At 39.6% G+C, this 26,226-nt stretch carries 24 protein-coding genes; 13 read left to right on the top strand and 11 right to left on the bottom strand.

The window, feature by feature from the left end; all coding sequences use genetic code 11:
* Positions 1-30: 30 nt before the first annotated feature.
* Positions 31-420 (top strand): helix-turn-helix domain-containing protein, encoded by a 390-nt coding sequence (locus ESV85_RS20670; RefSeq protein ID WP_146921011.1) that lies wholly within the window; start codon positions 31-33, stop codon positions 418-420.
* Positions 421-1,472: 1,052 nt separating this feature from the next.
* Entirely contained in the window at positions 1,473-2,267 is a 795-nt protein-coding gene (locus ESV85_RS20675; RefSeq protein WP_146921013.1) for a hypothetical protein, read from the top strand.
* Between the two features lie 78 nt (positions 2,268-2,345).
* Here the strand turns inward: ESV85_RS20675 and ESV85_RS20680 are convergent, their stop codons facing one another.
* The 10 genes from ESV85_RS20680 to ESV85_RS20725 all read right to left on the bottom strand — a co-directional run bounded on the left by ESV85_RS20680 (position 2,346) and on the right by ESV85_RS20725 (position 13,015).
* Positions 2,346-2,498: a DUF559 domain-containing protein gene (locus ESV85_RS20680; protein ID WP_146921015.1), complete on the bottom strand. Its 153-nt coding sequence runs from the start codon at positions 2,496-2,498 to the stop codon at positions 2,346-2,348.
* Positions 2,499-2,666: 168 nt separating this feature from the next.
* The gene (locus tag ESV85_RS20685; RefSeq protein WP_146921017.1) at positions 2,667-2,891 is read right to left on the bottom strand and encodes a DUF2188 domain-containing protein; all 225 of its coding nucleotides are present in this window, start codon (positions 2,889-2,891) and stop codon (positions 2,667-2,669) included.
* 6 nt (positions 2,892-2,897) lie between these two features.
* On the bottom strand, positions 2,898-3,353 hold the full coding sequence (locus ESV85_RS20690; RefSeq protein ID WP_146921019.1) for a hypothetical protein: 456 nt from the start codon (positions 3,351-3,353) through the stop codon (positions 2,898-2,900).
* A 252-nt stretch (positions 3,354-3,605) separates the two neighbouring features.
* The gene (locus tag ESV85_RS20695) at positions 3,606-4,223 is read right to left on the bottom strand and encodes a sce7726 family protein (RefSeq protein ID WP_146921020.1); all 618 of its coding nucleotides are present in this window, start codon (positions 4,221-4,223) and stop codon (positions 3,606-3,608) included.
* 547 nt (positions 4,224-4,770) lie between these two features.
* Positions 4,771-5,031, bottom strand: a complete 261-nt coding sequence (locus ESV85_RS20700; protein WP_146921022.1) for a hypothetical protein — start codon at positions 5,029-5,031, stop codon at positions 4,771-4,773.
* A gap of 529 nt (positions 5,032-5,560) precedes the next feature.
* On the bottom strand, positions 5,561-8,008 hold the full coding sequence (locus tag ESV85_RS20705) for a GumC family protein (RefSeq protein ID WP_146921024.1): 2,448 nt from the start codon (positions 8,006-8,008) through the stop codon (positions 5,561-5,563).
* Between the two features lie 5 nt (positions 8,009-8,013).
* Complete coding sequence (locus ESV85_RS20710; RefSeq protein WP_146921026.1) at positions 8,014-8,823, bottom strand: polysaccharide biosynthesis/export family protein; 810 nt, start codon at positions 8,821-8,823, stop codon at positions 8,014-8,016.
* A 144-nt stretch (positions 8,824-8,967) separates the two neighbouring features.
* Complete coding sequence (gene kdsB / locus ESV85_RS20715) at positions 8,968-9,684, bottom strand: 3-deoxy-manno-octulosonate cytidylyltransferase (RefSeq protein ID WP_146921028.1); 717 nt, start codon at positions 9,682-9,684, stop codon at positions 8,968-8,970.
* Positions 9,685-9,737: 53 nt separating this feature from the next.
* Entirely contained in the window at positions 9,738-12,197 is a 2,460-nt protein-coding gene (locus ESV85_RS20720; RefSeq protein WP_146921030.1) for a GumC family protein, read from the bottom strand.
* Between the two features lie 5 nt (positions 12,198-12,202).
* Positions 12,203-13,015, bottom strand: a complete 813-nt coding sequence (locus ESV85_RS20725) for a polysaccharide biosynthesis/export family protein (RefSeq protein ID WP_146921032.1) — start codon at positions 13,013-13,015, stop codon at positions 12,203-12,205.
* Positions 13,016-13,491: 476 nt separating this feature from the next.
* On the opposite strand from ESV85_RS20725, the gene ESV85_RS20730 reads away from it, so the two are divergent.
* From ESV85_RS20730 to ESV85_RS20780, 11 genes are all read left to right on the top strand, one after another.
* A complete protein-coding gene (locus ESV85_RS20730; RefSeq protein WP_146921034.1) occupies positions 13,492-14,430 on the top strand; it encodes a GNAT family N-acetyltransferase in 939 nt (312 codons plus the stop codon).
* Positions 14,431-14,599: 169 nt separating this feature from the next.
* A complete protein-coding gene (locus ESV85_RS20735; RefSeq protein ID WP_146921036.1) occupies positions 14,600-14,977 on the top strand; it encodes a DUF423 domain-containing protein in 378 nt (125 codons plus the stop codon).
* A gap of 2 nt (positions 14,978-14,979) precedes the next feature.
* Positions 14,980-16,272, top strand: coding sequence for a D-alanyl-D-alanine carboxypeptidase (locus ESV85_RS20740; protein ID WP_146921038.1), 1,293 nt, complete (start codon positions 14,980-14,982; stop codon positions 16,270-16,272).
* A gap of 285 nt (positions 16,273-16,557) precedes the next feature.
* Positions 16,558-17,598 carry an LD-carboxypeptidase gene (locus tag ESV85_RS20745; protein ID WP_146921040.1) on the top strand — a complete coding sequence of 347 codons (1,041 nt, stop codon included), beginning with the start codon at positions 16,558-16,560 and terminating at the stop codon, positions 17,596-17,598.
* Between the two features lie 108 nt (positions 17,599-17,706).
* Positions 17,707-18,438, top strand: coding sequence for an SGNH/GDSL hydrolase family protein (locus ESV85_RS20750; protein WP_146921042.1), 732 nt, complete (start codon positions 17,707-17,709; stop codon positions 18,436-18,438).
* Positions 18,439-18,489: 51 nt separating this feature from the next.
* On the top strand, positions 18,490-19,101 hold the full coding sequence (locus ESV85_RS20755) for a fumarylacetoacetate hydrolase family protein (protein WP_146921044.1): 612 nt from the start codon (positions 18,490-18,492) through the stop codon (positions 19,099-19,101).
* Positions 19,088-20,962, top strand: a complete 1,875-nt coding sequence (locus ESV85_RS20760) for a M23 family metallopeptidase (protein WP_223276075.1) — start codon at positions 19,088-19,090, stop codon at positions 20,960-20,962. The genes ESV85_RS20755 and ESV85_RS20760 overlap by 14 nt, the downstream gene beginning before the upstream one ends.
* A gap of 110 nt (positions 20,963-21,072) precedes the next feature.
* Positions 21,073-21,522 (top strand): thioredoxin-dependent thiol peroxidase, encoded by a 450-nt coding sequence (bcp, locus tag ESV85_RS20765; protein ID WP_146921046.1) that lies wholly within the window; start codon positions 21,073-21,075, stop codon positions 21,520-21,522.
* Positions 21,523-21,535: 13 nt separating this feature from the next.
* The gene (locus tag ESV85_RS20770; RefSeq protein WP_146921048.1) at positions 21,536-22,387 is read left to right on the top strand and encodes a transketolase; all 852 of its coding nucleotides are present in this window, start codon (positions 21,536-21,538) and stop codon (positions 22,385-22,387) included.
* A 37-nt stretch (positions 22,388-22,424) separates the two neighbouring features.
* On the top strand, positions 22,425-23,393 hold the full coding sequence (locus ESV85_RS20775) for a transketolase family protein (RefSeq protein WP_146921050.1): 969 nt from the start codon (positions 22,425-22,427) through the stop codon (positions 23,391-23,393).
* Positions 23,394-23,500: 107 nt separating this feature from the next.
* Entirely contained in the window at positions 23,501-24,037 is a 537-nt protein-coding gene (locus ESV85_RS20780) for a GNAT family N-acetyltransferase (RefSeq protein ID WP_146921052.1), read from the top strand.
* 51 nt (positions 24,038-24,088) lie between these two features.
* Here the strand turns inward: ESV85_RS20780 and ESV85_RS20785 are convergent.
* The coding region (locus ESV85_RS20785; protein WP_146921054.1) for an MBG domain-containing protein at positions 24,089-26,226 on the bottom strand (2,138 nt) is incomplete at its 5' end.

The following is a 26,226-nucleotide window of genomic DNA, read 5'->3' on the forward strand; positions in this document are numbered from 1 at the left end:
AAACAAAACGACAACACAACACCATCGTCCATGCAAATCGTAAAAATCCCTCTAACCATCGAAAGACAGGATGGCAAAGAACTGTGGGGAAGAATCGAGTACAATGACAACTTAATCACAGACTTTGCAAACACAGTAGATGAACTTGAATCAAAAATCAAAGCCTTATTATGGGACTTTGAAGAATTGGATCCACAATGCGTAGAATTTATCCCTCAATATGACATCTATGCATTGTTTCAGAAGTTTGACTTCTTGAAAATATCAACTGTTGCAGAACATGCGGGTATGAACCCCGGACTCCTAAGGCAATATGTGTCAGGAGCGAAAAGCCCCTCTCTAGAGCAGGCTAAAAAAATAGAGAAAACGCTCCATATGTTAGCAATTGAGCTGCAAGAAGCAACAATCATAACATCATAAAACAAAAAGTCCTGATAAACTCAGGACTTTTTGTTTTATAGACTGTGTGTCCGGTCCTGAAATAGTGTTCCCCACTCGGCGTAGTCAAATCGCTCGTGGAGACTGGGTGGGATTCTCCTTCCCTGCTGTCTGGCCCAAGGTTAAAATCTTCCTCAGAAAGATTTCTTAATACCTTGTCCTACCCTGGTATCCGAAGCAATTTGCAATTGGCTTTTCTACCTCATCCCTCCTTCTCCTTGAGGAGAAGGCGATAGTCTGTGCTATCCTAGAGATTTCTAGATCAAAAGGTGTTTGAAGAGTTCCAGATTTAAGCCCAGGTGGATGCTATAAAAGTTGGCGTAGTTCCCGAATCCTTCCAGTCTCGAGAATGAGACCTTCAGGCTTTAAAGAACAGTCACAAGAAAGGAATTAAAATAATACGGGAACATACCTTGTACAGGGTATTTTTCAGTTCTTAGAAAGTCAATTGAACAACTTTTCTACTTGCACCCATTCTTTGCGCATGTAATTCTTTCATTGGTATTAACCCAATGCTCTGCTTTTTCAGTGGTATCGAAACCACATCCGGTTCTTCCTCCCTTTTGTCCTTGATGAACTTCGTTTGTTGGGGTGTGTTTAACAGCCATGATGATTTTGTTTAAGTTGATAATAAGTGGAGAGCACATAAACTCATATTTTCATGATTCTTTGTGCTCTTCGAAACTAGCGAATGATTTACAGTAAACCCATCAAGAAAAAACTAATAACGACAGTATATGTCAAACAATCAGCATTTTAGAAGAAACCTTCGCGCTTTCACTCTATACCTCGCAAATCCAGTTAGCAAAAAAATCATTGTCATCTACTTTAACAATGATTTCATTGCCAAAAACCAACACAGTGGAAAAAAAAATGGAACACATGGCTCTCACCTCGGTGTAGTCATATCGCTCATAGGACTGGGTGGGATTTGTAATTCCACCCCCAATTTGAATTATCCGTTGCTTTTTATTAACTTAAATATCATTTTTAAACGAGGATTTGATTTTTGGAAAGCCAAATAGATAAACGGTATGATTTGGTTTAAGGATTTATTTGACAAAGAAAAGTTGCCTACTTTTTCGCCCATGGCAATTTCCCCAGATATGGAAAATGAGTATTTGTTTTTCGAAACTGTTGAGAATGAACCTCCTTATTCCCTTAAACATTGGCTAGACTATTTTAAGAAAAAGTGCATCAAATTTAAACCTCAATATTTAAAGGCTATCAAGCAGCAAATTAGAAAGGGGGATTTTAAAAACCCCCACAAGTTTCCAGATTATTTTGATAATGAATTTGATTTCATCTGTATGGCTTTTCAATTTGGCAATTCACCAAAGGAAATCGTCTGTAATTTGGGACTGGCTTTTGTGAAAAATGGAGAACTCGTTTATTGGACCAACTATAATATCCTTCCCCCCGATGAGGAAGATGCGTTTCTTATACCCAAAGACCGTGTTGTGAGGCTTCACGAACTAGAACATGTTCAAAATTTTAAAAAACTTTGGGATTCTAAGTTATCAGAAATCTGCAATAACAATTTACTTGTAATTTATGATTCGGTTGTAGAATTGAGTATTCTTAAGACCTTATTTTTGAATTACAGTATAGAAAATTTCAATTTCTGGTATACAGATGTTTTAAGCTTGGTTGAGTTTTCCGGAAATTCTGAAAAGCTTGCTGAACTAGGCCGGGAATTCGGATTTAAAGTGAAAAAGGAAGAAGATGCCAAAGAGGATGCGGTGACCTGCGCGAATGTTTTTCATGAGCTTTCCATAGTTAATCCAAACTATCTGAATCATATCCGCCACTTGGATATGGGCAATTAAAAATAGGAACACCATTGGATGCTAATCGTGTTTGGAATTTAGGTTGGAGAGGAATTGCATCCTTGTTTATTGAAGAGCTTAAAAAACTCGGCAAGTGTAGCCGTCTAATTGTTTGTTTTGAAGCTCTTCCCAGAGCTTTCGCTCGGCAGGGGTTAACCTTTTCCGCAATTCTTTTGCTTTTTGGTGTGTGGCTGATGAAGCTCCGTAAAAAAGGTTGGAGGAGTAGGTCATTTACTGGTCAATATAGACAGAAGGTGATTGGAAGTAAATGCTTTAATGCTAGCAGTGCCTAGTCCCCTCTCCTTGAGGAGAGGCCTAGGGTGAGGTAGATTTAATGCTGGATTGTTGGAAGCGGTAGTTTTCTCCACTAAGCGGGTGGCTCATTATCCATAGAAGGATTTATCCCTTTGGAGGATGCGGATCCTTACCATAACTATTTTTCTCCCTTATTTTACCATCCCTTCCGTGAACAATCAGTTCAGACTGATTATTTTTAGCGATTTCCCTCGCAACCTTGATAGCATCACGCTGATTATCAGTAATAACAGTAAACCTACTGCTACCTTCCTTTTTGACAGCCCATCCATTACCTAAGGGAATCACATGTTGATTTCGCTTTGCCATAACTACTTATTTTTTAAGAATGTATTGAATCAATTCAGTTGAAGAACCGAAAAAATCCATCGCTTCATTTTTACTTACTTCCCTTAATGTATATCTAAGTTCAGGATCCCAAGCGTTTACAATTAGCCATTGCTCAAATTTATTCTCTTTTATCTTTATCTCAGCCCCTGAATAGAACAATAATCTATTAAGATCATGATTTCTAATTTGACGAATCTGGGATATTACACCGTCAAGTCTTTCCTTAGAACCTCCTGAATTTTGATAAGCACCAAATTCTTCTCTATTTTCCGGAAACCCTTCTTTAAACTTAAACATCCTACAAAGTTTAAGTTTCAACGCAAGTTCAACTGAATATCCTGCAATATAAACGCTGGTAGCAAATCTATTGTTCTTCAATAATATTTCAGAATCCAGAAGTTTTTCTGAAATCAACAGTTTCAGGCTTTTTTTCTTAATCATCGGATTATTATTTGGCTAAAAAATTGATGAAAACATAAAATATAGAATAGGGAATGACACAAATCCCCGTAGCGCAATCAGCTCATATTGCTTGCCTCTTAAAAATGGAAAATACATATAGTCAAAAGGTTATATCCAAACTATCTATTAAGTGAATATAGTCTTTTTCTTTAATATTTTCATCTGTTTATAATTGTCTTCTAATGGTCAGATGGAATCTCGCATGTATGATAATCAACCCAGTGTGTACAATTAGTCAGGCTCGATTTCTGTGTAGCAAAAGAATTTCAGCCAAGCTGGCATTTGATCAGATTTGATCAATTCATTCGTCGCTGGATTGATTCTTTTTTTGATGATTTGTAAGTATTGTTTTTGAACTTGAATAGGTTGGTATTCCCTTACTAGTTCTTGGCAAGCTTTAAAGAGTCTCATCGGCGTAGCCTTGGGAATCTCTCCAGACAAGCCCGTTGCAAGCTGAGTCAGCTCATCTTTAAGTAACGACTTAACCATTGCATCTATATCCAATAGACTATTATCTTGAGTAGCATCTTTGCAATTAGAAATTCCCATTTGCTCAGAAAAACTTAGCAAACCTATTTCTGAAGAAATGATTGATGCGTATTTATCAACTTGGTTCTGATGCACTACCAGATAAACCTCAGAAAATGCCTTTTTATAGTCTTGTAGTTGGGAGTTTAATCGATGAGGTGAATCCAGCTCTGTTTTGATTTCAAACACCTTATTTGTTCCATTGACCAGAACTGCATCAGCGATAGACTTACCGATCTGAAACTCATTTAACAAAATGGAAATATCCAAGCAATGATTCTCAAGCACGTAGTCGTTGAGGAGAGTGGTTTTTAAAGACATATTCGTGTCTGTAGTTTTTCAACAGTTCTTCAAAACCAATGTCCAATAAACCTCTAAGTGTATGACCCTTAGCCCCAGTATTTAAAAGCCTCTGAAGACTGTGGACAAAATTATTTCGTTTGTTACCAGTTTTACATAGGTTTCTAAATGAGGCAGTTGAATACAATCCAGCCAGAAGTCTTGGATCAGAAAAAGTAACTGTGTCGGTTTGAACCATGGCACAAATCTAATGTAGAATTGGATTTATAAATCACCATTCAGCAAAAAAGAGGCCTGTTTAAAATCAGCATTTCGCAAGAGTCCCCTCTCGGTGTAGTCATACGCTCATGGCCGGGTGAAGTTTGCCTTCCCTACTGTCTGGTCCAAGGCTAAAATCTTCTTAAGGAAGATTTCTTAACACCATGTCCTACCTTGATATTCTTACCCATTTGCAATTGACCCTATATCTTTGCTCAGCCAATCAAGTTGAACTAATCATGGCACTACCCTTCAGCCATTCTATCATACCTGGCTTCTAAAATAAAGCAGTGGCAGCTTCATTACCTCCCTACTCCTCTGACTTCTTAAAATCCCTATCAAAAGCAAGAAGAAAATTAATCAAAGCATCCTTTACACCGTCATCACCATGGGCGAATCCCATCAAAGCTCCTTCAATACTGATTGGGTAATCTTTTAGGGAAGTCTCACCACTAGCTTCATTAAGCTGGCTTTCAATCTCAATAGCCATACAGAGAACCTCAAGCTTTGATTTTTCAGGATACATATCCTGCAATTGCTCAGTAATACTTACATATTCCTTTGGTTTCATAAGTCTAAATTAGTTATTAATATTCTAATGGTCAACACCTTACTTAACCCCTCTAGGTGTAGTCAGATCGTTCGTGCTGACTGAGTGGGATTTGTAATTCCACTCATATATCCCGACCAATTTGCGATTGGCCTTTCTACCTCACACCCCTTCTCCACATGGAGAGGGAGCTTGCCACTGCTAAAAGGATTTAGTTGTGTTCCCAATACGGAGGAATGACATAGTACTAGGAATTGAATACCTGTCTAGCAATCAGTATTCTGATTTAATACTTGATATAAAGCCACCTCTCGGTGTAGTTAGATTGCTCCTTGTGACTGGGTGGGATTCTCCTTCCCTACTGTCTGGCCCAAGGCTAAAATCTTCCTCAGAAAGATTTCTTAATACCTTGTCCTACCCTCATATCTTAATCAATCCCGTACAGCAGTCGGGAGTAATTGGCTTTTCTACCTCCTAGAAATAAGCACCAAAAAACCCGCAAACTTTCGTCTGCAGGTTAAGATTCAAAAAACATAATTTATTCAAGAGATTAACTTCTCCTCAATGCCCTCTTCCACCAAGGCAACTGTACTTCTTCGTGGTAACCGTATGAATTATTACCGTAGCCATAGCCGTAACCATAACCATACCCGTAACCATAACCTTTGTCAATATGAACATCGTTGAGAATACCGTAAATCTTTGACACTCCGCCTTTTTCCACAAGATTGTTTAAAATCTGAGTATTTCCTTTCATAGAATATCCCTGGCGGAATACGAAGAAACTGATATCTGCGAAAGCAAAAAGTTCTTTAGTCTCAGAAACCAATCCTACGGGAGGACAGTCAAAGATTACCACGTCATATACTTGTTTTATCTCTTTTACGATTTCCCCAAATTTATCCTGTAACAACAATTCAGCTGGATTTGGCGGGATAGGTCCTGAAAGAATGACATCCATATCTTTATGACCTGTAGCTTTTACTACATCTTGCCAAGGCGTATCGGAGCTTAAGCAAGTACTCATGCCCTTATCATTTACTAAGCTGAAATCTTCTGCAATCTTTGGTTTTCGAAGATCCAAACCTATCAAAAGTGTCTTCTTTCCCATCAAGGCATAAACCGAAGCTACATTGATAGATACAAAGGTTTTACCTTCTCCAGAAACCGATGAAGTGAAAAGTATAGTCAAATTATCTCGATGTGGACTCAAATAAGACATATCAGCTCTCAGGGAACGGAAGGATTCCGTAACAGTTGACCTAGGATTATTCAATACAGGTATTGCGTCATCAGCATTATTTCTTCCAATCATGCCAATTAGAGGCACCTTAATTTGCTTCTCCAATTCCTTAGGATCCTCAATTTTTGTGTTCAAAAAGTCTTTTATTGTAATAAAACCAATTGGCACAATTAACCCTAAGATTAGTCCTATCAACAAATTCAGGGATCTCTTTGGAGCCACGGGTGATTGACTGGCTTTTGCTAAGTCCAAAATAGAATTCTTCGGCATATTAGATGCTTTAGTAATTTCGGCTTCGGCCTTTTTCTGCAAAAGGTAAATGTAGATGTTCTCGTTGATGGAGAATTGACGTTGATAACCTAGGAGATTTCTCTCTGTTTCTGGCAGTGAATTTACATCTTGATCACTCATCCTAATCTGATTCTTCAAGTCAGCTACTACATTTCTAGTATTTGCTATGGCTGAATTCACATTTTCCTGAAGAACCTTCTTCGTATTTTGCAGTCTTGTAGCGTTTTCTCGAACCGCTGGAGCCTGTTCTGTAAAATTGGACGTCAACCTGATTCGTTCTGCCTGTGCCTCGCTCAAAGACTGTACTAGGGAGTTTAATAATGGATCAGTAATCCCTACAATCGAAGGCGCTACTATATCCCCTGCGGCATTATTTGCCACATAATCCCTAAGCGTCTCATAATATTTTAAATTGAGTTCAGTCTCGGCGAGCTGTTTTTCTAATTCCTGTAGTCTTTCAAAAATCACAGCACCTTCCTCTGACAGGTTAAAAACCTTATTTTCAGTTCTATATTTCTGTAGTTTATTTTCTGATAAACGTAAAGAATCTGAAATACCCGATAGTTGTGCCTCTATGAATCGTACTGTATTTTCAGAGGCCTTATTTTTCTCAGTCAGTTCCCGCCTTAGATACATCTCCATTATTTTATTGATGTAATCTTCTCCCAAGCGTCTTACAGGAGTCTCTAAACTAAGCGTAAGAATTGAAGCTTGCTTATTTATAGGTACTACAGCCAACTCATCTTTGTACCTCAATGCTAAGGTGGGCGTATCTAACAGATTAAACTGAAGAATATCCCCAGGAAGAGCTGAAATTTGGTCGATTTTGAAAGAGAAATCCGCTCCTACAATCTCTTGACCGAAATTATAGACAGTTTTTTTTAAGGTTACTTCTTCTTCAGGTAAAAGCTTGTAATAAGGATCAGCAGGATTATAAACTTTAAATTCGTTAGCTGCAATAGAAAGTTCGAAGGTATCTTCGCTGATCACTTCTATTTTGAATCTCCCTCCTACTAACTGTATTTTCTTCCAGTCAACAGAAACTAATATTGGAACTTTGTCATAAATCTGTGTAGTAGAAACAAGTCCCTCCTTATAGTATTGCACGTTGAGATTCAGTTCGCTTACTGCTTCCTCCGCTAAGGAAAATGACTTAAGTATCCCTATTTCATTTTCAATATTACTCTTGCCTTGCAGCATACCTAGTCCACTTGATTCAAATAAATCTGTTCCCAGACTTGGCTTATCATCTACAACAAGTACAGTGGACTCTACTTTATAAATATTTGTGGCGTATCTATTGAAAAGAAAGGCACATAGCACACCAACAATCATACAGGCAAGAATAAGGAGCCAGTATTGCAAATAATTAAATATCAACACTTTAAGATCAATCTCATCCTCTTTTTGGACCATAAATGAATTTTGGCCTGAATTGGAAGAGTTAGGAGTATTCGGGTACATAAAATCTATTTGATTAAATTCAATATTAGAGCCATAGCAGTAATCGCAGAAATCACCAAGGCAATGGATTGGGCAGCATTTTCTCCTGCACCTATTTCCCTCACTTTCATAGGTTCGGCGTACAACTGATCATTCGGCTGAATAAAGTAAAAAGGAGATTCTACAACCTGTCGATCCAATAAATCTATTCGATGTAGTTTGGTACCTTCTGGGTATTGGCGGATCAAAAGAATCTGGTCACGCTTAGCTACTGGAGTTAAATCTCCAGCATTGGCTATGGCTTCAAAAATGGTCATTCTATCTTGTAAAACCACGAATTTCCCCGGTCTACGAAATTCCCCCAGTGCAGCATAACGAATTCCCCCAAGCTTAACTTTGACATATAACTCGGACTTCACATAGTCCCTAAGCTTCAATTCAATATCCAATCGAGCTTCTTCAAGTGTCTTATCTTTTACCTTTACATCACCTACTATAGGCAATCTGATATTCCCATTCTGATCTACGGTATAACCTGTCATGTAATAAATATCTCCTCCTGATTGGCTTGCTACATTGCCCATCTGACTAGATCCTCCTGCTGCTTTATTATTAAAGCCAAACTGCATCATATCCTCAATAGTCTGGATATTTACGTCAATAATATCGTTATACTGAAGTTTGTATTCTGGGATTTCGTAGGTAATCAAATCACCATCTTTTATAGGAGTATTTCCTTCTTGATTTTGCAGATAAATGATTTTCTCATTTGATATACAGCCAAATAGCAGTAAAAAAGCAAGGGATAAAATGAATCCCTTTGACAAATTCCTCATATACATATTTTTTATTTTCCCCATCAAAAACTGCGCAAACTTAAACATTTCACCTTTATTAGTCTGTTTTTTTATCACAATGCTAAAAACTGCCTGAATTTTAAGCAATTACACTTATTCACAGAAAAGCATTAATTCTAAGCATCATAGAGTTCTTCTCGCTTTTTCCAGGTCTTCAGCGGTATCAATCGAAATGGTCTGATGCAAGGTATCTACCATTCGTATTCTATACCCATTCTCCAATAATCTAAGCTGCTCAAGCATTTCAATAGATTCCAAATTACTCTTTGGTAAATTAGTAAATGCCTGAAGCACTTCTCTTCTGTAGGCGTATATACCAACGTGCTTCCAATAATCTACCTCCTGTAATTTCTCTCTATTATAAGGAATCAACGATCTGGAAAAGAAAAGCGCATCTCCCCATAAATCCACCACAACTTTAACCACATTTGGATTTTCTGCATCAGCAGCAGAAATTTTTGTTCTTAGTGAAGCGACATCTACCCTGGGATCTTTAAAAGCGTCCACAAGGTCTATTAATGATTTTCTATCCTGAAAGGGCTCATCTCCCTGCACATTTACAATGATATCGGCATTTACGGTATTCAATGCTTCGGCAATTCTGTCAGAACCGCTCTCATGCTCCTTTTGACTTACAAAGACTATTCCTCCTACTTCTTCAATCTGTTTTTTAATCTCCAAATGATCCGTCACGACCCATACTTCATCAAAAACCCCTGCTTCAACTGTACTTAAATAAGTGCGTTGAATGACTGATTTACCTCCTAAATCTTGTACAAGTTTGGATGGTAATCTAGTAGATGCATACCTGGCAGGGATAAGCGCTGCGGTTCGTGGCATATTTTAAATTGAATTTCTGATTGGTATTATGACTTCACGCTCACTAGAACCTGCTACTTCACCTTAAATGCATTTTTAAGCTTTTGAAGAATATTTCGCTGACTTTTCTTGATACTCTTCTTCTTGTCTTCAAGATCATCTCCATAATAGTTATACATGTATTTGTTGTTCTGCGAATACAGGTAGGTATTACCATAGCCATAATTGTACCCTTCATAGTGGTAACCTGAATTTAGAATACCATTGAACACGCCATATACATTTTTAACTTGCTTATTATTGAAAAGATCATTAATCATAACCAAGTGATCCTTAACAGTATAATCCTGTCTGACTACATAAAGATTGATATCGAATAATCGCATCAAATCTATAGTTTCAGAAACCAGCCCCATAGGAGGAGTATCAAAAATAATTACGTCAAACTTAGATTCTAAGTAATCCAAAAAGTCAATTAATCTTGGAGTTTGGAGTAATTCTGCGGGGTTGGGGGGGATTACACCGGAAGGTACAAACCACAGATTCTCATGACTTGTGGGTAAAATAATCTCATCAGCCTCCACCTTACCTATCAAATAGGTAGATAAGCCAATCCTATCAGATTCTCCGAAATACGAGGCTAATTTTGGTCGCCTTAGATCGCCTCCGACTACCACTGTTTTTTTAGAACCTAAAGCCATAGCCGAAGCTAAATTCAAGGAAGTAAACGTCTTACCTTCTCCGGAAACTGATGAGGTCACCAAGATTTTCTTTGTATTTTTCCCACTTGCCAAATAAGTAATTGCAGATCGAAGTGATCTAAAAGACTCCGCAACAGCTGATTTGGGAAAATCCAAAACCACCTTATTAGTATCCTTGTGACTGTAGCCTACAATTCCCAATTGTGGAATCATAAAATGCTTTTTCAAGTCTCTCTGATCCTTAATGGTATCATCAAAAATATCCCGAACCACCACAAATCCAAAAGGCAACAATAATCCTAAAACAATTGCCAAACCATAATTTTGCTGCTTCTTAGGGAATATTAATGTTCCGCGTCTAGCAGCATCTAAAATAGCATTGTCTGACACATTAGAAGCCATTGCGATACCGGCCTCAGCACGCTTTTCCAGTAAATAAGTGTATAAAGATTCTCGCAATTTGAACTCTCTGAATATCCCGGAATACTCCGATTCGGACTCAGGAAGCGTAGCGAACTCAGCATCATAAAAACGGATATCACGCTGTATGCTACTTTTTTTATTCTTCGTGTTTTCAATCAAATTGACAACATTTTCAAAAAGCGCATCCTGCACTTTCTCCATTTGAACATCAATTTTCAATACTTCCGGGTGATTTTCATTGACAGTAGCAAGTAATTTTCTTCTGTCCTGAGAAAGTGTGACCAAGGTCTGAATTAAGCCATTTAATAAGGGATCGGGAACTCCGATTACTGAAGGGGCAATCACATCAGAAAAATCTTTGCTCTTTTGCTCCATGTATGAGCGTATTTGCTCGAAATATTCCAACTGGTAATCAATCTCAGAGTTCATCTCGTCGAGATTGTTCATTTTTCCCAATATGTTGGAGAATTCAGCAGAAACATCCAGCAACTTGTTCTCTACTTTGAAATCTTGTAATTCACGTTCCTTCTGCTGAAGTGAGTCTTCCAGAAACCCCAGTTGCTCTTCAATAAAGGCTAGCGTATTTTCCTGTATCTTATTCTTTTCGCTCAGATCGTAAGCGATATAGGACTCCATTACAGCATTGATATAGTCCCGCCCTTTTTCAACAACTTTGGTAGTTGTACTTAATCGAAGGACTGAGCTATACTCATTTTGTAAACTTACTTGGATTGATCTCGAATAGGAATCTTCCAAGGAGCTAGGATTTCTTAGTTTAAACACCAATTGTTCATTAACTCTACCTGGGTTTACCAGATGGACTATGAACTTTGATTTTGAAGTTTGAATTTCTTCCCCGAAAGTGTAAGTTTTATTATAAATGGATTCATCTCCTGCTGCCATAGCGGAATTAAGATCCATAATACCTGTTTCTTCCTGTGCTAGCTTAAAAGTCTTCTCAGATAGAATTTCCAATTGGATAGGTACATCCGATATTTGAAAATGATCCCAGTCTACCTCAATACGAATCGGAGATCGATCATAAAGTTCGATGGCTTTGATTGTGGTCTTAGCATAATACTCCACATCAAAGTGCAGTTTTTTCAATGCTTCACGTGCCAATCCCTTGGATTTTAGACGGAGGATATCGTTCTCAAGATTAAGTCCTGTGGAGAAAATATTTGATCTATCCAGAATTCGGGCTTCTGGGGAAGTATTTGTCTTGATTACCATCGAACCCGACACCTCATATTCATCTACCGTATAGCGATGAAAAAGAAAGGTAGCAATTACAAACAAGGTGATAAAAAACAAGTACCAAGGCCAATAGCGAATGTATTTGGCAATCACATACCTGATCTCCAGCGCCTTTTCCTCGTTGTCTAATTGGCTTAAGTCTAACTTCTCCATATCAACTAATTCCCCGTGACCAAATTAATTACTAAAAGCGTGGAAGCTAGCAAACCAGCAAAAAGAGCAAGCGAAGCCGTTAAATTATCCGCGTTGCCAAATTGTCTGATATTCATTGGTTCCATATACAAGATATCATTAGGTTGGATGAAATAAAAGGGGCTGGCCAATATTGCTCGATCATTTAAATTGATCTGGTGGATCTTTGTACCCCCATCGTATTGCCGGATAATAAAAAGCTTGTTTTTCTTGCCCAAAAGAGTTGTCTCGCCTGAATTGGCCAAAGCATCAAAAATAGTTGCCCTATTCTTATAGATCACTTTGACTCCTACCGCATTGAACTCTCCCAGTGTAGTATACCTGATCCCTGCGATTCCTAATTTCACGTAGATCTCTTCCTTAAAAAACTTATTGATTTCTGTCTGTACTTTCTCCTTAGCCGCCTCTTCTGTAAGGCCAGCAATTTTGATCTTACCAAGTTTAGGCACTTCCACATAACCCTGCTGATCTATAGAATATCCTCTGAAATACAAAGGATCAGATCCACCGCCGCCGCCTCCGCCGCCCATTCCACCGGAATTCAGCGAACCTTGGAAGGAAAAAGCTTCAATCAGCTCAGGGTCAGAAGTTGCAAAATCTATCTCTACGATATCAAAAGGCTGTAATATATATTCGTAATCAACTTCTGCAAAAGGGATGAATTCGTTTAGTTCTATAGGAGTATTTTCAGGGAGATTTTGCAGATAAGTTATTCGCTTATTACTGATACAACTCGTCGCAAAAACTGCCAGACAGGCAAAAAACAGGATTTTCTTCATTCTAGAAGCATAAATTTAGCTTGGGTCAAATATATAAAAATACTTGAGGACAAGGGGCAAGTTTCGAATTAGAGAGGCAAAAATAGGTGATAATTATAGCGCTTAGTAAATCTCATGGTTCATTTTTTCAACCCTATCAGTGCCAGTTAGTTTGGTATGTATCTTCGTCCAAGAGCTCATAAAGCGCATGAGAAGCTTTAACTCAATTATCTACGAGAAAATGACCTAATATGATTATCCGCAATGATGCCAGTCACCAAAATTTCTTTGCTTACTCGGCAAGAAGACCGATGACAGGTGACCGAAGTGGCCAAAATGCTAGTGTTTACCAAATGCTTTAGTCGCTTTACTGGCAGAAAAGCGGATATATATATAACCTAAGCTGGATCTAGCTGGAAAGTATCGTGAACCATAAAGGAACTGGATAATCAAACCAAATCACTCAAATCCAAAATCAAAATTCCTATCTTCATCCTATGCAAATCAGAAAGGCGAATTCAACTGATTCACCTTCAATAATTAACTTATTGAAGGCCTCTTTGGGAGAAAGTATGATCCCGAAATCTGAGGAACTCTGGAACTGGAAACATGTGGCAAACCCCTTTGGCGCATCTCCTGTGCTGGTCGCAGAAGATGAAGGAGTGATATGCGGTGTGCGCGTATTCTTAAAGTGGGAATTTCTCCAAGGTGAAAAACTCATAAAAGCTTGTAGAGCAGTGGATACAGCCATCCATCCTGATTATCAAGGAAAAGGACTTTTTAAGAGCCTTACACTTTCTCTTATCGAAGACCTCAAGGAAGAAGGCATAGACCTGATTTATAATACTCCCAATGCCCAAAGTTCACCAGGCTACTTGAAAATGGGCTGGGAGAAATGGGGTAAGCTTCCTTTAAAAATGCACTTTAACCTAAGCTTAGGAAAAAGTAAGAATCAGTCTCAATCGAGTGACTGGATTAGTATCTCCTCTATTATTCAGAAAATAGAACAGTTCAAATTTACATCTGAAAATATCCAGACAAATATCATCCCGGGTTACATTGATTGGAGATACATCTCTTGCCCACTTTTCCCCTATGAGTTTATCTCTGATGGTGAAACTTACCTTTTGATTTATAGAATCAAAGAAGGAAAAATAGGCAAAGAGCTTAGAATTGTAGATTTCTTCCAACTTCCAAGTTTCGGTCAAAATGAGAAGAAGCAACTAAACAGTCGCTTGAAAACTGTACAAAAGAATGAAAGTGTGAGATTTACTTCTTTTTCAGGTTTACGATTTCAAAATGATTTACCAATTGACATGGGACTGATGCCTGTGATGTCCATCGGACCTGAGGTGACACTACGTCAAGTAACTACTACCGATGATCTTCTTCAGAAACCTTGGGCTTGGAGCTTGGGAGATTTGGAAGTTTTTTGACTTCGAAAAGCCACAAAACTGCGAGGTTTATACCTGTCTCTAATTAACTTCTATATTCATTATTGGAAGTTCTCTATTCGATATATATAGGTTCAATTTCGAATGATGAATATTGAATGAAAAATAATGTAGTTTTCAAATCACTGGAAACAATAAGAAATTGAAAAAAATGCAAGGAAAACAAATCATACAAACGGCTGCAATACTAGGAGCATGTGCAGTGGGAATCGGGGCTTTTGGAGCCCATGGACTTAAAGAGATTCTCGCCGAAACAGGCAGGTCAGAAACATTTGAAACTGCAGTGAAATACCACTTTTATCATTCCTTAGCCATTTTCTTGATAGGATTATTGGCAATTGTAAAACCTGATTGGAAAAAGCTAACTACTGCAGCGATCTTGATGGTGGTTGGGATTTTTATTTTCTCAGGTTCCTTGTATGTGCTTTCGCTCACAGGAATCACCTGGCTAGGAGCCATTACTCCTTTAGGTGGAGTGGCATTCATAGCTGGCTGGGTTTTAGTGTTCTTTGCTACTTCAAAAAATTAAGTATGCGTAAACAGCTCAGTCTCTTATTCTTTATAATATTCTTTAGTACCAGTCTATTTGCCCAACTCAACCGAGATCAATACATCAAACTGGAATCGGCCTTAGGTGAAGGAAGTTTTTTCAACGGACATCTCACCGGATTCATGCTTTACGATTTGGATTCTCAGCGAGTGCTCTATGAAAAAAACAGCCATCAGCGATTTATTCCCGCTTCTACTACCAAGCTTTTTACTCTCTTCTCCTCACTAATTGTTCTGAATGACAGCACGCAAACTTTACGCTATGTCACAGAAGGAAAAACGATTAAGATCTGGGGATCTGGCGATCCTAGCTGGAAGTACAAGAAGTTTTTACAACCTAATTTACAAGACTTCCTAGCACCCTATGATCGTGTTGTGTATTCGGATGCGAATATGATGTCCCCAGCCTTTGGGTATGGCTGGCAATGGGATGATTATTATTACAATTATTCCGCGGAGCGTACTTCCTTACCAATCTATGGCAATTTGGTGCAGGTGAAAAAGGTGGGTAATGCTCCTACCGTGTTTCCACCTAGTTTTCAGCCAGATGTCTTTCCTACTCAAAGAACCATACGAGAGTTGGAGCGGGATTTTCACAGCAATAAGTTTTACTACAATCCAAATACCTTCCGAGCTAAGGAGGAATTCATCCCCTTCATCACTTCACCAGAGCTTTTTATCAAGCTAGCCTCAGAGGCCACAGGTAAAACATGGATTTATCAATCTGATAGTTTACCAAAAATCCATCAGGAATGGCGTGGATCCCCACTATTCCCTATCCTGAAAGAGATGATGCTGGAAAGTGATAATTTCCTTGCCGAGCAACTGATGCTGATGGTTTCGGATCGGCTTTTTCAGCGACTGGATACCGAGCGAGCGATTGAACACATACTCAAAACCTATCTCTATGATTTGCCTGACGAGCCCCAATGGGTGGATGGATCAGGTTTGAGCCGTCATGACCTCATTACTCCGCGCACGATGGTAGCTCTTTTTGAAAAGATCTATAGGATGATGCCCGATCAGCAGCTTTTTGAACTTTTGCCTGCTGGAGGAAAAGCCGGGACTTTAGAAAACAGCTATAAGGCTGAGCAACCTTACATTTTCGCCAAGACTGGTACTATGAGCAATAATCACAGTCTCGTTGGGCTTATAAAAGGCAAAAGTGGTAGGTATTATTGCTTTGCTTTCATGAATTCCAACTATCCTCACAAAGCCTCCGAGGTGAGGAGAGAAATGGAAAAAGTGATGGTGATGCTGAGAGATATGATTTAGAATGTCGGACTTCGGATTTTTGATTTCGGATTTACAAGATCAACGCATCGGTGGAAATATTATGCGGGGTTTAGGTATTTTGATCGTTGAGGGGACGAAAGATTTTTCGCCCCTATGTTCGTTGTATTAAAAAAAATGGAGGTTCAAAAAAACTAAAATACTAAAGAGAATCCGTTGCGTCGCTGCGCCGTTGCGAGCCATATCCCTTTATGCCAGTGAAGAGGATCTTACTATTCAAAATAAAAAAGCTCTATTTTCACGTTTAAGTATAAACCTCCTTTTTCCATGCAAAAACGCGCTTTCCTCAAATCCCTTGGACTTCTTTCAGCCTCACTCCCACTAGTATCTTGGGATTCAGCTCATTCGGCGTACGACGCAAAAACTCTTTTGCCGAAGGCTCTTAAGAAAGGAGATACGGTAGGACTGATTTCTCCTTCTGCGGCCACGGCCGATAGAATGCAGTTTACTTTTGCTAAGGAAGCGTTGGAAGCGTTGGGATTCGAAGTAAAACTCGGTAAAAACCTGATGAATCGCCGAGGACATTTGGCAGGAACGGATGCAGAACGTGCAGGAGATTTGAATGATATGTTTGCAGACAAAGGTGTGAAAGCTATCGTGAGTATACGTGGCGGTTCGGGAGCTGCCAGGATTTTGCCATTGATCGATTATAAAACCATCTCCAAAAACCCGAAACCACTACTTGGTTATTCGGATATCACAGCTTTGCACTGTGCCATTCATGCTCAAACTGGCTTGATTACTTTTCATGGCCCAATGGGCTCGGGTAGTTGGAATAGTTTCAATGTGGAACAATTTGAGAAAGTATTCTTTCAGCAGGAAATGATTACCTACGAAAATATCCATGACGAAAGTGATGAGCTAGTAGTCAAATCAAACCGCATTCAAACAATTAAAGCTGGCAAAGTTGCAGGGAAAATATTGGGGGGAAATCTATCCGTATTGACTGCAATCTCTGGTTCTCCATACTATCCTGATTTCAAAGACGCAATTCTTTTCATCGAAGATGTAGGAGAAGATCCATACAAAATGGATCGTATGATGAGCACCCTGAAATTGAACGGCACGCTGGAAAAAATTAAAGGCTTTGTCTTTGGTCAATGTTCTGATTGCGAGCCTGGTGGCGGATATGGTTCACTCACCCTGGATCAGGTGCTAGATGATTATATACTCCCGCTTAATATTCCTGCATACTCTGGCGCGATGATTGGGCATATTTCTAAGCAATTTATCATCCCTGTAGGAGCGAAAGTTGCTATGGACGCAGACAAAGGAACCATTTCACTACTTGAGTCCGTATTTCAGTAAGAAATAAGAAAGGGCTTACTATGAAATGCGCAAAGACCCAGATTCTCAAATGTAGAGAATAGGTTTATTGCAAATGCCATGTGTCCATTGACAATCAATTAATTACACATGAAATTTGTACTCATCACATTAACTATTCTAGGAATGCTTTCCTGCAACAGTTCCAAGAATATGCTTCCCGATAATTCAGATTCACAAATGACTGAAAACCCAACAGATACCCCCAACCAATTCACCTATTTGGCACTAGGAGATAGCTACACTATCGGTGAAGGTGTCAGTGATGCTGGCCGATATCCCAGCCAATTGATTACTAAATTGAATTCTGAAACCAGCAAAGTTTGGGATGCTCCAAAAGTGATAGCGCGGACAGGTTGGACTGTAGATGAATTGGAACAAGGAATAAACAGAGACGATATAGAAGGGAATACTTACGATTTGGTAACCCTTTCTATTGGAGTAAATAATCAATACCGTGGACTTCCTATTTCGAAATTCGAAGAGGAGTTTGAAAAAATGCTTCTACGAGCGATCAGCTTTGCTCGGGTAAATAGTAATCACGTAGTGGTACTATCTATCCCAGACTGGGGAATTACGCCTTTCGCTACGCAAAGTGGCAGAGATAAAAGTAAGATTGCCGATGAAATCGATGCTTATAATCGATTGAAAGCTAAAATCTGCGAAAAGCATGATGTCACTTATATTGATATTACCACTCTATACAGAAAAGAAGGAGCTAAGCCAGACATGCTTGCCGCCGATGGATTGCATCCCAGTGCAAAAATGTATGGACTTTGGACCGACAAGCTTTTTGAGCAAGTTCAATTGAAAAATTACTAAATCATGAAACCTTTCTAATTTCGCGAAGCTCTAGATTAATAGCCTAACACTATGAAAATTATTTGCATTGGCCGAAACTATGCGGCTCATATAGAGGAATTGAAAAATGAAACTCCCGGAAATCCGGTCGTTTTTCTAAAGCCAGATACTGCGCAATTGAAGGACGGAGCTCCTTTTTTCTACCCTGAATTTTCCAAAAACATCCATCATGAAGCGGAGCTAGTTCTGAAGATTTCCAAACAAGGAAAATACATTCAGAAGAAATTTGCGCATCGCTATTTTGATGAAATCGGGTTTGGTATTGATTTCACCGCGCGTGACTTACAGGATCAATGCAAAGCAAAGGGCTTGCCTTGGGAAATAGCCAAAGCATTCAACGGAGCTGCTCCTATTGGAGGCTTCAAATCCGTTGATGAATTTGAAGATCTGAAAAACATAGATTTTCATTTGACCATCAATGGCGAGACCAGACAAAAAGGTAATACCTCCCTGATGCTTTTTGATTTTGGAACAATCATAGAATATGTATCGCAATTTTTTATGCTAAAAAAAGGAGATTTAATCTATACGGGAACACCTGCAGGAGTAGGCCCAGTGCAGATCGGAGACAGATTGGAAGGATTTATAGGAACAGAAAAGTTATTGGATTTTGAAGTTAAGTAAGTTGCGCTACGCCCTCCTTTTTCTTGGATTCTTTACCGCGCTTGAGCTGAATGCTCAGGAGGTGGACAAGGGCTATTTCAAGAATCCAATCAGCCCGGGAACCAGAAATTATTTGGCGGGAAACTTTGCTGAGTTAAGACCAAATCACTTTCATACGGGTTTGGATTTCAAAACTGGTGGTCAAGAAGGTCTTCCGATCTTGGCTGCAGCCGATGGCTGGGTTTATAGAATTAAGATATCATCCTTTGGTTACGGTAATGTGATTTACCTCAAGCATCCAAATGGCAAAATCACGCTCTACGGACACCTGCGGAATTTCAACAAGGAGCTAAGCGACTACATGCGTAAGAAAATGTATGAGGCAAAAGCAATAGACCTGGAAGTATATCCTGAGCCAGGAGAATTGCCGGTAAAGCAGGGACAAAGAATTGCAGATAGCGGTAACACTGGTGGGTCTGGTGGACCACATTTGCATTTTGAGATTCGTGACAGTTTGGAACGGGCCATGGACCCTCTCCTATTTGGTTTTCCTGAAATCTTAGACAATACAGCTCCTGTACCGCAAAGCATTGCTATTGTTCCTTTGGATATAGACTCCCGAGTGAATGGGAAATTTGCAAGGCTTGTAGTCACACCAGTAGCCAGCGGCTCTAATTACCGCTTACCGAGTGATATTAAGATTACTGGAAAAGTAGGAATTGAAATCCGCAGCTACGATCAACTAGATGGAGCCAGTAATAGAAATGGCTCTCCTATGTTTGAGTTGGTAGATGAAAAAGGCACTGTTTTCAATTTGACTGTGGACAAGGTTGATTTCAACTACACGAGACAATTCCTGTTGTACACCTATCAAAATAGCTATTCAAAACTATATTCTCAGAAGAATTTAAAGTTTGAATTTATCAGTCCAAACACCGAAACATCTGGTCATCTTGAACTAGAACCTGGTGTAAAAAAAGACTACAAACTGAAGCTACGCGATGCTCATGGAAATGAACGGCAGGTTAGTTTCACTTTGCAAGGTCAGGATTTGGAGACAAATATAAATGATGGCACGGCACCTTCTCGGGCGTCGCTTGATTACATCAATAATATCCTGAAAATCAAGGCTCCAGTTACTCCAAAAGGTGGCCTGGCCAAATTCTATGTAGGTGCAAATCAATTTGAAATGCTTCCAGCCTATCAGGATGCAAACAGCCGTACCTACCTCTGGGACATGGAATTTGGCATTCCTGAGGAAATTGATATTTGCTCTGAAGTGGTAATTCCTGGGATCAATGCACTAATACCAGCAGGAAAAGAGATCTCCTATTCGGACAAAAACGTGCAACTGAATTTCAAGCACGACACTGTTCTAGACGATTTGTTCTTGAGAATTTCTCAGTCTGGGTCTACGGCAACACCACGCTTGATAATAAATAGCAACCGGGAATATCTTTGGAATGCAGTGAACATACTTTGGGATGTGCCAGGCTATTCTGGGAACAAAAATCGATCTCATGCTTACTATACCTCTGGTGGCTCCAAATCCTTTTTGGGAGGCACCTGGAATGGCAACACTTTAAATTTCGGTTCCAGGTATTTGGGAGAAATATCCATTTTGCAGGACAACACCAAACCAACGATCCAAGTAATCAAAGTCAATTCATCCGATATGCGTTTCGTGATCAAGGATGATTTATCAGGAATCGACACTTATGAAGCCTATGTAAATGGTAAATGGGTGCTGATGCGATATGAATACAAGCAAGCGGTGATTTGGTCCGAAAAATTAACAAATGAACCGTTCAAAGGAGAAGTTTTGCTAAAAGTTACCGATAAAGCTGGCAATACTGCTGAATGGAAAGGAACGATTGGTTAAATTAGGCGCCTTAAACAAAAGTACATGAAATCGAGCATGTTGTAAGCAGCACACAAAAGGATGATTATTAACCATGCGAGATTGCACATTGAAAATCAAAATATTAGCACATGAAATTAGAAGAAGGCCAAATGGCCCCAGATTTTGAAGCGAAAATTGAAACAGGAGAAACGATCAAGCTTTCTGACTATCGAGGGAAAAAGGTTGTCCTCTATTTTTACCCAAAAGACGCTACTCCAGGATGTACTGCCCAGGCATGTAACCTGAGAGATAATTACGACACGTTACAGAAAGCAGGTTATGTAGTCTTTGGGATAAGTTCAGATGCAGAAAAATCGCATGTGAAATTCAAAGAAAAGCAGTCCTTACCTTTTTCACTTATCGCTGACACTGACCTGAAAGTTCATGAAGCTTTCGGCACATGGCAGGAAAAGAATACGTTTGGCAAAACCTACATGGGAACTGTCAGAACAACTTTTGTAATCGATGAGGAAGGGAAAATCTCTGAAATCATCGAAAAAGTAAACACGAAAGAACATACCGCACAAATCCTAAATTAAACCTATATCCGTAATGGAAAAACAAACAATCGAACAACTCGAAAGTACTGCATCTCAAGTACGTAGAGACTGTCTGCGCATGGTACATGCTGTTCAATCCGGTCACCCTGGAGCATCCTTGGGTTGTACTGAGTTTTTTGTAGCTCTGTATTTCAACCAGCTTAATCACGACCCTAATTTCAAAATGGAAGGAAAAGGTGAAGACCTATTTTTCCTTTCCAATGGCCATATTTCACCCGTTTGGTACTCTGTACTTTCCAGATCAGGATATTTCTCTCCTGAGGAAATGGACACATTCAGAAAACTGAATTCAAGACTTCAAGGTCACCCAGCTACTGAAGAAGGACTTCCAGGAATCAGAATCGCTTCTGGTTCACTCGGTCAAGGCATGTCAGTAGCAATCGGTGCTGCACAAGCTAAGAAAATCGATGGCGACGGAAGTACTGTCTATGTTCTTATGGGGGATGGTGAGCAAGAAGAAGGTCAGGTATGGGAGGCTGCCATGTATGCGGCTCACTGGAAAGTGGACAATTTGATCGCTACTATTGACTTAAACAGACAGCAGATCGATGGACCTACCGCGGAGATCATGAACTTGATCGATTTGAGAGCAAAATATGAGTCTTTCGGATGGGAAGTCGTAGATACGCTTCTAGGTAATGACATGAAGTCTGTAGTGGAAGGACTGGAAAAAGCTAAAAACATGACCCGTCAAGGCAAACCGGTATTGAATCTACTTCACACAGAAATGGGCTATGGTGTAGACTTTATGGTTGGTACGCACAAGTGGCATGGTATTGCTCCAAGTGACGAGCAACTAGCAGACGCTTTGGGTCAATTACCAGAAACCATTGGTGATTTTTAATCAAAGCTATTTTTAGACCATTTACTCAAAAGAAAACATGGAAAAGACATTGGATTTAAAATTCAACTATACAGAAAAAAAAGATACACGTTCAGGATTCGGTGATGGCTTATTAGAAGCTGGCCGTAAGAACCCTAATGTGGTAGGACTTTGTGCCGATTTGATCGGTTCATTGAAAATGGGAGCATTTCAAAAAGAGTTTCCCGAGCGTTTCTTTCAGGTAGGTATCGCAGAAGCAAACATGATGGGTATCGCAGCAGGTATGACTATCAATGGCAAGATTCCTTTCACAGGTACTTTCGCCAACTTCTCTACAGGTCGTGTCTACGATCAGATTCGTCAGTCTATCGCTTACTCTGGTAAGAATGTAAAGATTTGTGCATCTCACGCAGGTTTGACGCTAGGAGAAGATGGTGCCACGCACCAGATCCTAGAAGACCTAGGCATGATGAAAATGCTTCCGCACATGACTGTGATCAATCCTTGCGATTACAATCAGACGAAAGCAGCTACGATTGCAATTGCTGAATACGAGGGCCCTGTTTACCTAAGATTTGGCCGTCCATCTTGGCCTATTTTCACTGATGCAGCTCAAAAGTTTGAGATTGGAAAAGCATGGAAAATGATCGAAGGAACTGATGTGACTATTTTTGCTACTGGCCATTTGGTTTGGGAAGCAGTAGTAGCAGAAGCAATCCTAAGATCTGAAGGTATCTCTGCTGAAGTGATCAACATTCATACAATCAAGCCACTTGACGAAGAAGCAATTCTTGACTCTGTAGCTAAAACTGGCTGTGCTGTCACAGCAGAAGAGCATCAGTACAATGGTGGTCTTGGTGACAGTGTATCACAAACCCTAGCAAGACATAACCCAGCTCCTGTGGAGTATGTAGGTGTAGATGACAGCTTCGGTGAGTCTGGTACTCCTACCGAATTGCTTGAGAAATACGGCTTGAACGCAGCAAACATTGTAGCTGCTGCTAAGAAGGTATTGGCTAGAAAGTAAGATTATTATCAAAGCGGCTTCTGAAAAAGTAGCTTAACATAAAAAACCACAGTCAAATGACTGTGGTTTTTTATTGTTTTTTACTTTAGGTAAATTTCCAAACTCAGATGATTTCCATTAATACCGAGCTATCTCTCAAAGCAATTAAACTTGAAGATCAAGCCATGCTTTTTGCTTTAATGCAAAGGGTATATAAACATGCTTATCAGGACTTCTGGACTGATGAAGGAGATTGGTATCTTGATTTATGTTATAATTCTGAAAATCTTAAGAAAGAGCTTGCCAGGGATGGAAGTCATTATTTTTTCGTGGAATACCAAGGTTTATCAATAGGTATACTTAAATATGACTTCCCTTTTTCTCCTAAGGAAACTGACATCCCCAATGCCATGAAACTACATCGACTCTATCTAGATCAATCGGTCCACGGGAATGGAATTGCAAAGCAATTGATGCAGCATATTGAGAAAATCGCCAAAGACAGAAAGTTAGATTTCATTTGGCTAGAAGCTATGTCTTCAAAACTCCAAGCAAAAAGATTTTACGAGAAGCTCGGTTATGAATGGATATTAACCTATCAATTAGGATTCGTACGTCTGCATCCCGAAGTTCGGGGAATCCAGATCATGAAGAAAAAGGTCTAAAAAAAGCCTCTCCTTATAAAAAGAGAGGCTTTCGTACTTAAGAACTAGAAGTTACTTTTTAATCAATCGCTTGTTCATCACAAGCTGACCAGTTTTCAACTGTACTGTATATAAGCCTGGGCTTAAGTGGTCAATATTTATTTGATGTTTAGAAATTCCGTTTTGAACGCTCTCATCTTCAAATACCAATCGTCCCACAGCATCATAGATTCTGATTCCCACATTCATGCTTTGTTCCAATTCAACTTCAATTGTTACATCAGATTCTGCAGGGTTAGGGAACATGTTGAAATCTCCAAATCTAGGCTCGCGGCTTAGCTCAATTGCTCTTTCGATCGTCTGCCCTGCTCTATCAGTACTAAAGACTGTTATTCTCGCTGTTGCTGGAATCTCAGTTCCCTTCCAAACAAGTGACTTACCAACAAGCTCAAAATCAGTATTCTCAGCGATCGAATAGGTATGCTGATCATCCACAGGATCAATTGTGTTCAGATCACCTATCAAGCTACCGTTATGGATATTTCTAAGTAGAATAGAATTGCTCAATTTTATGTCTGTAGCCAGAGGCTTATCAGCAACAAGTACATTGACAGTAATTGGTTCTTCCAGCGCAAACCATTCGTTTTCAAGCAGATTGGCTTTGAACTCATAGAGTCCTGGTTGAAGCGCATTGTACGATTCAGAATTGATAGTGAGTTTGATGGCTTTTCCTTCAAACCAAGTAGAACTCATACTTGTGATCTTCTTCTCGATTTCTTCAGAAGGAGTATTCCAAGGAACGGAAACCAAGTCTGTTACAATTCGCTTGTTGCCTTTACCTTTTGCTTCATGGATTACTATAGAACCGCCGCCTAGCGTGGTAGCATCATCGGCATTATCATCAGCACCTAAGCCATTATCGTAGATGATACCTGATCCACCCCAAATTTTAATTCTGAATTCATCGGAAGCAGTACCACCATTATAATCACCATCCAAAGCAACTAGGGTAAATTTATAGCCCGGCTGGCCATTGATTGTTCCTTCACCTCTGTAGGTAGCTTTTTTACCTGAAATCACCAATGTACCAGACTCATGAAGTGTTGATTTAAAGTTCAAATCACCCGCTTTGAATTGGAATTCAGTATTTCCATCCACTTGACTAGAACCCTTCTTGTATTTAGATACAAATCCAAAGTTGGCTTTGCCAGTTAAACTTACATCTGCTTTATAAGCACCAGCAGGAGACATAATCCAACCACCACCGGTTACGAAGCTTCCATTTGGATCATAAACAGGAAGGTAGGCTACAGATTCTGAACATCCGGATCCTACAGTCGCTGTGACTTTGTAAACTCCAATAGTATTCAACGCCCCTGTTGAAACAGTAGCTTCTCCAGAGGAATTTGTCATTACAGGATCAGATGTGAAGACCACAACATTAGCCTCATTAGTTACCTCGAAAATTACACTTACTCCCCCAACTCCTGGAGAAACATTCGCACTTAGGTCAGCACTTGATCCTACTTGAACAGGAGTTCCTGATTCGGAGGCATCAATTGTAATAGCTTCAATTGAAAGATCTACTCCAACATAAGTAATTGCATAATTGGAGTTATCTAATGTCCCTTTGAGAATGGCATACGTTCCTACAACTTCCCCTTCTTCACGAATAAGTTCTCCACTTAGTTCATCATTATTAACAAGACTTCCATAAGTAATCTGATATGTTAAATCAGGATCTACCTGACCACAGAATTTGGATTGTGGATCTGCGGTAACCTGCAGATCCAACTTGCCTACCTCAAAGGTGCTGCTGTTAAGCGGTGTGAAGTTGTAGTTGTTATCCGTTGCTGTTCCTATTGCAATGGTCGTGTTGTACGTTCCAACTGCATCGAACTGGTTGTAGTCTGTGCCTAAAGCAAAGCCTTCGTTGTCCAGATCACCTGCATCGTCACCGTTCACAAAGCCAGCATACTCAACTGTCGGAGTTGGTTCTGCATCTCCGTAAGTGATGTCTCCAGTTACCGCAGTTACTGCTAGATCCAACTTGCCTACCTCAAAGGTGCTGCTGTTAAGCGGAGTGAAGTTGTAGTTGTTATCCGTTGCTGTTCCTATTGCAATGGTCGTGTTGTACGTTCCAACTGCATCGAACTGGTTGTAGTCTGTGCCTAAAGCAAAGCCTTCGTTGTCCAGATCACCTGCATCGT

The organism is Algoriphagus aquimarinus (assembly GCF_007997215.1).
In the GTDB taxonomy this organism is placed as follows: Bacteria; Bacteroidota; Bacteroidia; order Cytophagales; family Cyclobacteriaceae; genus Algoriphagus; species Algoriphagus aquimarinus_A.